The sequence below is a fragment of the Streptomyces sp. W16 genome (assembly GCF_033194735.1).
Taxonomy (GTDB): Bacteria; Actinomycetota; Actinomycetes; order Streptomycetales; family Streptomycetaceae; genus Streptomyces.
The window spans coordinates 1-9,201 of the sequence record NZ_JAWOAI010000405.1 but is presented as its reverse complement, the minus strand read 5'-3'; the positions used below and the strand labels follow the sequence as shown (position 1 = coordinate 9,201).

Here is a 9,201-nt window from a genome sequence, read left to right as displayed (position 1 = left end):
CGGCCGGTGGCCGCCAGCCGGGCGTGGCGTGCCAGGTCAGCGGGAGGCCGCCGACGGGGGTGCCCTCGGTGGCGGCGGCCTCGGTGACGTACACCGCGACGTCGACGCTGCCGCGTTCCACGGCCTCGACGAGGCGGGCCGAGCGGTCGATGCGGAAGCGGACCCGGCAGCCCGGCCGTACCTCCTGGACGGCCGCGGTCAGCCGTGGCAGAAACTGGTCGGCCGCGTGTTCGGTGGACCCGATGGTGATGGTGTCGCCGTCCACGTCGAGCAGGGTGCGTACGGCCTCGTCGTGCACGGCGAGGATGCGCCGGGCCTGTTCGAGGAGCAGCCGCCCCGCGGGCGTGAACCGGGTGCCGCGCCCCTCCCGCTCGACGATCGGCAGGCCGAGCGTCTTCTCCAGCCTGCGCACATGCTGGCTGACCGCGGACTGGCTCAGGGCGAGGGCCCGGGCCGCGCGATGGAAGCCGCCGCAGTCGGCTATCGCGGTCAGGCTGCGCAGGGCCACGATGTCGAGGACAGGTTGGGGCATGCCGGTGACGGTAGCCGTTTCGGGCATCGATCGCGATAACTGATCGATTTCGATGCGGAATCATCGTTGGACGCGATCGGTCGGGGCCGGTCATGATGGGCGCATGCTGCACACGACCGCTTTCGCTGCCCTTCTGACGCAGCGCCGAGTCATCGACTTCGGCGTGGCGTGCAGCGCGCGCTGTCGTTGACCTGTAGCCCTTCTCCGGCACCCTCCCCGCGTTCTCGCTGATCACGTCCGCCTCGCGCACTGACACGTGACGGCGGTTCCGGCCTGCGCTCTTCCTCTCCCCCTGCTCAATTGCCCTCCCCTTTCCCCTCGTTGGGAGTTGTCACCCCATGCCCTCTTCCTCTGTCTCGTCCTGGGACGAACCCGAAGGCCTCGCCGCGCGCGGCACGTTGATCGTGCTGGCCGGGCGGGGCGAACACGGCGGTGTCTACGAGCGGTTCGGCCGCCGGCTCGGCTACGACGCCTACCGCGTCCGCGCCCTCGGCGACCCGGCCGCCGACCCCGCCGTACTGGAGCAGGCCGCCAAACTGCTCGCCGACGAGTCATTGCCGGGCCCGAAGGTGCTGGTCGGTTCCGACACGGGCGCGCGCTACGCCCTGCAGCTGGCCGCGGAGCAGACCGCGGGCATCGACGCGCTGATCCTGGCCGGGCTGCCCACCGGCTCGTGGACATCGGGGAGTTGGGAGGAGGAGGCCGCGGCGCGCACCGCCTGCCCCACCCATCAGGGCCGCCTCACGCGGGACCCCGACTTCCGCCGGGGCGCCATCGACAGCGCCCCCGAACTGCCCGCACCGCGCCTGGACCTGGTGCGCGTGCCGGTGCTGGCCCTGCACGGCAAGGACGACACGATCAGCCCGCTCGACCGTGCGCTGTCCGTCTACGACGGTCACCCGAACGTGCACACCGTGACCTTCGTGGACGGCCGGCACGACGTCCTCAACGACGCCCTGCACCGCACCGTCGCCGCCACGGTCGTCCTCTTCCTCGAACGGCTCCGCCTCTCCTCCGAACTTCCCGCGATCGCCGAGGCGTTGACATGAGCCGCCGCGTGACGACCACGGTCCCCGAGCTGGCCGAACTCCTCCGCTCCGAACAGCCGCCGGTGCTCCTCGACGTCCGCTGGGCCCTCGGCGATCCCTACGGCCGCGACCACTACGCCGACGGCCACATCCCCGGCGCGGTCTATGTCGACCTGGACACCGAACTGGCCGCGCCGGCGAGCCCGGAGGGCGGCCGGCATCCGCTGCCGGACCTCGCGGAACTGCAGGAATCCGCGCGCCGCTGGGGTATCGGGAGCGGCCGACCCGTCGTGGTCCACGACGACCTGGGCAACACGGCGGCGGCTCGCGCCTGGTGGCTGCTGCGATATGCCGGCGTCGACGAAGTGACGCTGCTGGACGGGGCGTTGGACGCCTGGCGCACTGCGGGGCTGCCGCTGGAGTCCGGGATTCCCGCCGACCCGGCACCCGGTGACGTCGTACTCCGTGCGGGTGCGCTGCCGATCACCGATGCCGACGGCGCCGCCGAACTCGCCCAATCGGGACTGCTGTTGGACGCCCGAGCCGGTGAACGGTACCGGGGTGAGGTCGAGCCGGTGGACCCGCGCGCGGGGCACATCCCGGGGGCCGTGTCCGCGCCGACCGGGGAGAACCTGGCGGCGGACGGGACCTTCCTGTCGCCCGAGGAACTGCGCAAGCGGTTCGAGGAACGCGGTGCCGGCGAGGCGGTCCGCGTCGGCGTGTACTGCGGGTCCGGGGTCACCGCCGCCCATCAGATCGCGGCGCTGGAGATCGCCGGGTTCGAGGCGACGCTCTTCCCCGGTTCCTGGTCCGCCTGGTCCGCCGACCCCGCCCGCCCGGCGGCGACGGGAGGCAGGCCATGACGACGAAACCGCTGAACGCGGCGGTGCTGCCCGCACAGCCGGCCCCCGAGGACAGGACCCCGGCGGCGGCCCGCGTCACCATCCGGGGCACGGCGAAGACCGCCCGCCGCTTCACCGTCCCGCGTTCCGTGCGGCGGGCCGCCGGACCCGTCGGCCTCGTGCTGCTCTGGTTCCTGACCTCCGCCACCGGTGTGCTGCCCGAGTCCGTGCTGGCCTCCCCCGTCGACGTCATCCGACAGGCCGTCGACCTGACGAAGGACGGTGAACTCCCGCGCGCCATCGCCGCGTCGGGCCGCCGTGCCGCCATCGGATTCCTCATCGGCGCGAGCGTCGCGCTCGTCCTGTCGCTGGTGGCCGGCCTGTTCCGGCTCGGCGAGGACGTCATCGACTCCTCGATGGGCATGTTCCGGGCGATCCCCTGGGTGGGTCTGATCCCGCTGTTCATCGTCTGGTTCGGCATCGAGGAGACCCCGAAGATCGCACTCGTCGCGCTCGGGGTGACGTATCCGCTGTACTTCAACATCTACGGCGGTATCCGCTCCACCGACGCCCAACTCGTCGAGGCCGCACGGATGATGGGGCTCGGCCGGTTCGGTCTGATCAAGTACGTGATCCTGCCGAGCGCGCTGCCCGGGGCACTCGTGGGCCTGCGGTACGCGCTGTCCACCGCCTGGCTGGCGCTGGTTTTCGCCGAGCAGGTCAACGCGGACGCCGGGCTCGGCTATCTGATGAGCAACGCCCAGCAGTACTTCCGTACGGACGTGATCGTGCTGTGCCTCGTCGTGTACGCGCTGCTCGGCCTCGCCTGCGACTTCGCCGTACGGATCCTGTCGCGCCGCCTGCTGACCTGGCGGGCCAACTTCGAGGGTGAGGCGTAGACATGGCCAACTCCGTGGAAATACGGGGGCTTTCGCGGGCCTTCGACGGCAACACCGTGCTGCACGCGCTCGATCTGGACATCCGTGAGGGCGAGTTCGTGGCCCTGCTCGGGCACAGCGGTTGCGGCAAGTCGACGCTGCTGCGGATTCTCGCGGGGCTCGACGACGAGATCGGCGGCGAGGTGACCGTGCCCGCGCGGCGCAGCGCGGCCTTCCAGTCACCGAGGCTGCTGCCCTGGTTGAAGGTGTGGCGCAATGTCGTGCTCGGGCTGCCGGGCCGCCCGGACCGGGCGCTCGCCGAGAAGGCGCTCGACGAGGTCGGCATCGCGGAGCGCGCGACCGTCTGGCCCAAGACGCTGTCCGGCGGTCAGGCCCAGCGGGTCTCGCTCGCCCGCGCCCTGGTCCGTGAGCCCGAACTCCTGCTCCTTGACGAGCCGTTCGGCGCGCTGGACGCGCTGACCCGGGGCAAGGTGCAGGCGCTCGTCGCCGAGCTGTGGCGGCTGCACGGGTGCGCGATCCTCCTGGTCACCCATGACGTGGAGGAGGCGCTGCTGCTCGCCGACCGGGTCCTGGTGATGGACGAGGGCCGTATCGCCCATGAGTTGACCGTCGACCTGCCCCGCCCGCGTGATCTGACCGCCCCCGAGTTCGTGACCCTGCGCGCCCGCCTCCTGAACTGGCTCGGCGTGACCCGCACCCTGGAAGGAACCCCCTCGTGATCCGCAGAATCGCCGCCGCCACCCTGAGCCTGACCTCCCTGCTGGCGTTGAGCGCCTGCGGCGCCGACTCCTCGGCGGACACCGCCTCCGGCGGGCAGGTCACCCTCACCATCGGCGACCAGGCCAAGACCCTCCAGACGATCATCGCCGCCTCCGACGCCCTCAAGGGCGCCAAGTACAAGGTGAAGTGGGCCGAGTTCCAGGGTGCGGCCCCGCTCTACCAGGCCGTACAGGCGGACGCCGCCGACACCGGGTACTCCGCCGACCTGCCCGCGCTCCAGGCGCTCAGCGGTGGCGTCAAGATCAAGAACATCGCCGCCCTCAAGAACGACGGCACGCACGTCGGGATCGTCGTCCGCAAGGACTCCGGCATCGACAGCGTGAAGGACCTCAAGGGCCAGAAGGTCGTGGTGTCCTCGGCGAAGGGCAGCATCTCGGAGTACCTGCTCGCCAACGTCCTCAAGCAGAACGGGCTCAACTACAAGGACGTCAAGGTGCAGTACCTGCTGCCCACCGACGCGCAGGCCGCCTTCGCCTCCGGGAAGGTCAAGATCTGGGCGACCTTCGGCGTCTACCAGGCCGTCGGCCTGGAACAGGGCGGCAAGCTCCTCGTCGACGGCGCGGACGGCCGGGTCAGCGGCATCGGTTTCATCAACGCCTCCGAGAAGGCACTCGCCAACTCTGCGAAGAAGACGGCCCTTTCCGACTTCCTCCAGCGCCTGAGCACGGCACTGAAGTGGACCAGCACCCACCAGGACGCGTACGCGAAGGCCATCGAGCAGCGCAACGGCGCCGACGCCACGGTCGCCAAGACCCTCGCCTCGGCCGCGTACAGCCAGGTGCTGCCGATCACCTCGGACGTCGACACGACCGTCCAGCAGGTGGCCGACCTCATGAACAGCATCGGGGTCCTCGACCCGAACGTCGACGTGGCCAAGACCTCCGACACCTCCCTGCTCAAGTGACCTTCGCTTCTTAGGAGTTGCTCATGCCTGTCGAGTTCATCAGCGCCGTCCACACCGACTCCGGGGCCTCGGGTCCCGCCGCCTCCAGCCGTACCGGCTTCGACGTCGACCATCTGCGCAAGTACGCCCGCGCCCTCGACGACGGCGGTTTCGACCACACCCTGGTCGCCTACCACTCGGCCTCGCCCGACGCCTTCCAGATCGCCCAGTTCGTCGCCACCCACACCGAGCGGATCCGCCCGATCCTCGCCCACCGACCGGGCGTCATCTTCCCGACGCACGCGGCCCGCGCCCTGGCCACGCTGGATCAGATCAGCGACGGCCGGCTGACGCTGCACATCATCTCCGGGGGCAGCGACGAGGAGCAGCGCCGGGAGGGTGACTACCTCAACAAGGAGGAGCGGTACGAGCGTTCGGACGAGTACATCCAGATCCTGCGGAAGGTGTGGCAGGCCGAGGGGCCCGTCTCGCACGAGGGCAAGTACTTCAGGTTCGAGGGCTACTACTCGGACGTGAAGCCGGTGAACGGGCTGGTTCCGATCTCGGTCGGCGGGTCCTCGCAGGACGCGTACCGGGTGGGCGGCCGGCAGGGCGACATCTTCGGCCTGTGGGGCGAGCCGTTGAAGGAGACGGCGGAGCAGATCGCCGCCGTCAACGCGGTCGCCGACGCCGCCGGGCGCCCGCACCCCCGTATCTGGGTGTCGTTCCGGCCGATCATCGCGCCCACCGAGGAACTGGCCTGGGAGAAGGCCCACCGCACGCTCGGCGTCCTCAAGGACCAGGCGAAGAACACCGAGTTGCTCCGCCACTACCGCACCACCGGCCGCCCTGCGAACGTCGGTTCGCAGCGCCTGCTCGACATCGCCGAGCGCGGCGAGGTCCAGGACCGCTGCCTGTGGACCGCGCCCGCCGTCGCCACCAACGCCGCGGGCGCCTCAACTGCCCTTGTCGGCACGCCCGAGACCGTCGCCCAAGCCCTCCTCGACTACGTCGACATCGGCTGCGACCTGCTGTCGATCCGCGGTTACGACCCGCTCAACGACGCGATCGACTACGCCCGTCACGTGCTGCCCCTGGTCCGCCAGGAACTCGCCCACCGGGCGACCGCCTCCCACGCCGCCTGACCCGTCCGTCCCCTCTGATTGCGAACCCCCTTATGGAGACCCCGTGTTGTTGCGTCACACCCTGCGCGCGTCCACCGCCGCCCTCGCCCTCCTCCTGCCCTTCGCCGCGGCCTGCGGAGGCAGCGCGACGGCCGACTCCGCTTCCTCCGACATCTCCTCCGTGACCCTGCGGGTCGGTGACACCGGCTGGAAGGTCGACGAGGCCGTCCTCAAGTACGCCCACCTCGACGACACCCCGTACAAGGTGAAGTGGAACCTGTTCCAGGGCGGCGACAAGCAACTCCAGGCCGTCCGCGCCGGAGCACTGGACCTCGCCTCCTCCAGCGAGATCCCGCCCATCTTCTCGGCCGCCGACGGCAAGCCGAACTTCAAGGTCGTCGCCGTCCAGCGCGGCACCACCCTCAACCAGGAAGTCGTCGTCCCCAAGGGCTCCCAAGTGACGGACATCGCCGGTCTGAAGGGCAAGAAGGTCGGCTACGTCCAGAACACCACCGCCCACTACTTCCTCTACGAGCTGCTGAAGCAGGCCGGCCTCAAGTGGTCGGACATCGACGCCAAGCCACTGCTGCCCAACGACGGTCTCGCGGCCCTGAACGGCGGCTCCATCGACGCCTTCGCCTCCTACGGCACGTCGATCATCACGGCCCACCAGCAGGGCGCCCGTACGGTCGGCTCCGGCGCGGACATCCTGTCCGGCAACTTCCTCTGGTCGGCCCGCGACAGCGTCCTCAAGAGCCTCGCCCAGCGGGCCGCCGCGGCGGACCTGATCGCCCGGATCACCAAGGCGTACGCCTACGTCCGCGACGGCCACGTGGACGGCTTCGCGAAGGTCACCGCCGACGCCACCCACCAACCGGTGGCGCAGGCCAAGTCGGACCTGGTCGCCTCGCAGAAGCAGCGCCCGACCCAGGCCCGCACGGTCGGCGACGACACGATCGCCTCCCAGCAGAAGGTGGCCGACGCCTTCACCGAACTCGGCGCGCTGAAGGAGCACTTGGACGTGAAGTCGTTCTGGACCACCGCCCTCAACTCCGACCTGAAGAAGGCCCTGTGACCGCCCGCATCGCCGAACTGGCCGCCGGCTACGACCAGTCGGGCGCCTTCCCCGCCGAGTCCCTCCGGATCGCCCACGAAGCCGGACTGCTCACCGCGACCGTCGGGAAGCAGTACGGCGGTCGGGGCGCCCGGGTCGAGGAGAGCGCGCGCATCCTCCACCGGATCGGCCGGGGCGACCCGTCCGTCGCCCTGATCGCGGCGATGACCCTCAACACGCACGCCCGACAGGCCGTACAGCCGCACTGGCCCGAGGAGTTGTACGCGCGGCTCGTCAAGGAGTCCTTCGAACGGCCGGTGCTCGTCAACCATGCGCGCGTGGAACCCGAGTTGGGCTCCCCCGCACGCGGCGGCCTCCCCTCGACGCTGGCCCGGCGCACCTCCGACGGCTGGTCGCTGAGCGGCACCAAGCGCTTCGTGACCGGCGCGGAGGGCCTGGACTGGTTCCTGGTGTGGGCCACCACCGACGAGCCGGAGCCGCGCGTCGGCACCTTCCTGGCGCCGGGCGGCTCCCCCGGTATCGAGATCACCGGACGCTGGGACCAGTTGGGGCTGCGGGCCAGCGGCAGCCACGACGTGACGTTCCGGGATGTGGCGATCCCCTACGAGCACGTCATCGGGATCGGCCCGCACGGTGCGGCGGCCGAGCAGGACAACCGGGCGGGCGCGGCCCTCCATCTCCCCCTCGCGGCCCTCTACTTGGGGGTCGCGCGGGCCGCGCAGTCCTTCTTCCACACGTTCGCCCGGACGCGCGTGCCCGCCAACCTCGGCCATCCGGTGGCCCGTACGGAGCGGTTCCGCAGGGCCGCCGGGGAGATCGAGGTGCTGCTGACCGCCGCCGAGGAGCTGGTGTTCGGCGGAGCCGCGCGCGTCGACGCGGGCGACACCTCGTACGCCCCCGAACAGGCCCTGGGAGCAAGGGTGTTGGCCGACCGGCACGGCGTGCGGGCGGTGGAGCTGGCTGTACGGCTACTCGGGAATCCCGGGCTCGCGCGCGGCAATCCGCTGGAGCGGCACTTCCGGGACATCCAGTGCGCGCCCGTGCACGCGCCCCAGGAGGACATCTCCCTGCTCGCGATCGGAACGAGGGCCCTGAATCCATGATCCCGTCGGCCGCATCCGTGACCGCATTCGCACCGAAGGTACTGATCCCGTGACCTCAGCCCCGCCCGTCACCGCCGCCGCCCGGCTCCTCGGTCTGCTCGCCCGGGATCTGCCGCCCGACCAACTGGCCACGGATCCGCGCACGTTGGCCGCGCACGCCACTGACCGTTCGGGCACCCGGCCGGACGGTGTCCCGCTGGCCGTGGTGCACGCCCGGCGCACCGAGGACGTGACCGTCACGCTCCGGCACGCGAACGCGCTGCGGGTCCCGGTTGTGCCGCGCGGTGCGGGCACCGGGTTGTCGGGCGGGGCGTCGGCCGGCGAGGGCGTGCTCGTCCTCGACCTGTCCGGGATGAACCGCATCCTGGAACTGTCGGCCGACGACCAGCTCGCCGTGGTCGAACCGGGCGTGATCACCGCCGAGTTGGACCGGGCGGCGGCCGGGCACGGACTGCGGTACGCGCCCGATCCGGCGAGTGCGGCGATCTCCACGATCGGCGGGAACATCGCGACCAACGCGGGCGGGCTGCGGTGCGCGAAGTACGGGGTGACGCGGGACAGCGTGCTCGGTCTTGAGGCCGTCCTCGCCGACGGGACGGTGGTCACGACCGGCCGCCGTACCGTGAAGGGTGTCACCGGGTACGACCTCACCGCGCTCCTGACCGGCTCCGAGGGCACTCTCGCCGTCATCACCTCGGCGACCCTGCGGCTGCGCCCGGTACCGGTGGCGACCGCCACGATCGCCGCCTGGTTCGACTCGTTCGAGGCGGCGGCCGAGGCGTCGCACGCGATCGGGCGGGCCGGGGTCGTACCGGCGCTCACGGAGCTGCTCGACGGGCCGGTGCTGCACGCCGTCGACCCGGCGCTGGGCGAGCGTGGAGCCGCGCTGCTGCTGGTGCAGTGCGACGGGGCGGGGGCGGGCGCCGAGGCGGAAC

The 9,201-nt window shown here is 71.3% G+C and carries 10 protein-coding genes; 9 read left to right on the top strand and 1 reads right to left on the bottom strand.

Going from position 1 to position 9,201, the window contains the following annotated elements; translation table 11 throughout:
- On the bottom strand, positions 1-532 hold a 532-nt coding region (locus R6V09_RS37880; RefSeq protein ID WP_317886016.1), incomplete at its 3' end, for a LysR family transcriptional regulator.
- 338 nt (positions 533-870) lie between these two features.
- Between R6V09_RS37880 and R6V09_RS37875 the strand changes: the two genes are divergently transcribed.
- The 9 genes from R6V09_RS37875 to R6V09_RS37835 all read left to right on the top strand — a co-directional run.
- On the top strand, positions 871-1,581 hold the full coding sequence (locus R6V09_RS37875) for an alpha/beta hydrolase (protein WP_317886015.1): 711 nt from the start codon (positions 871-873) through the stop codon (positions 1,579-1,581).
- Positions 1,578-2,423, top strand: a complete 846-nt coding sequence (locus tag R6V09_RS37870; protein ID WP_317886014.1) for a sulfurtransferase — start codon at positions 1,578-1,580, stop codon at positions 2,421-2,423. Before R6V09_RS37875 ends, R6V09_RS37870 begins: the two co-directional genes overlap by 4 nt.
- The gene (locus R6V09_RS37865; RefSeq protein WP_317886013.1) at positions 2,420-3,301 is read left to right on the top strand and encodes an ABC transporter permease; all 882 of its coding nucleotides are present in this window, start codon (positions 2,420-2,422) and stop codon (positions 3,299-3,301) included. Before R6V09_RS37870 ends, R6V09_RS37865 begins: the two co-directional genes overlap by 4 nt.
- Positions 3,302-3,303: 2 nt before the next feature.
- The gene (locus R6V09_RS37860; protein ID WP_317886012.1) at positions 3,304-4,020 is read left to right on the top strand and encodes an ABC transporter ATP-binding protein; all 717 of its coding nucleotides are present in this window, start codon (positions 3,304-3,306) and stop codon (positions 4,018-4,020) included.
- Positions 4,017-4,985: an ABC transporter substrate-binding protein gene (locus R6V09_RS37855; protein ID WP_317886011.1), complete on the top strand. Its 969-nt coding sequence runs from the start codon at positions 4,017-4,019 to the stop codon at positions 4,983-4,985. The genes R6V09_RS37860 and R6V09_RS37855 overlap by 4 nt, the downstream gene beginning before the upstream one ends.
- Before the next feature lie 23 nt (positions 4,986-5,008).
- Complete coding sequence (locus R6V09_RS37850) at positions 5,009-6,109, top strand: LLM class flavin-dependent oxidoreductase (protein ID WP_317886010.1); 1,101 nt, start codon at positions 5,009-5,011, stop codon at positions 6,107-6,109.
- Positions 6,110-6,152: 43 nt separating this feature from the next.
- Positions 6,153-7,163, top strand: coding sequence for an ABC transporter substrate-binding protein (locus R6V09_RS37845; RefSeq protein ID WP_317886009.1), 1,011 nt, complete (start codon positions 6,153-6,155; stop codon positions 7,161-7,163).
- Complete coding sequence (locus tag R6V09_RS37840) at positions 7,160-8,266, top strand: acyl-CoA dehydrogenase family protein (RefSeq protein ID WP_317886008.1); 1,107 nt, start codon at positions 7,160-7,162, stop codon at positions 8,264-8,266. Before R6V09_RS37845 ends, R6V09_RS37840 begins: the two co-directional genes overlap by 4 nt.
- A gap of 49 nt (positions 8,267-8,315) precedes the next feature.
- A partial coding sequence (locus tag R6V09_RS37835; RefSeq protein ID WP_317886007.1) for an FAD-binding oxidoreductase occupies positions 8,316-9,201 on the top strand: 886 nt, incomplete at its 3' end.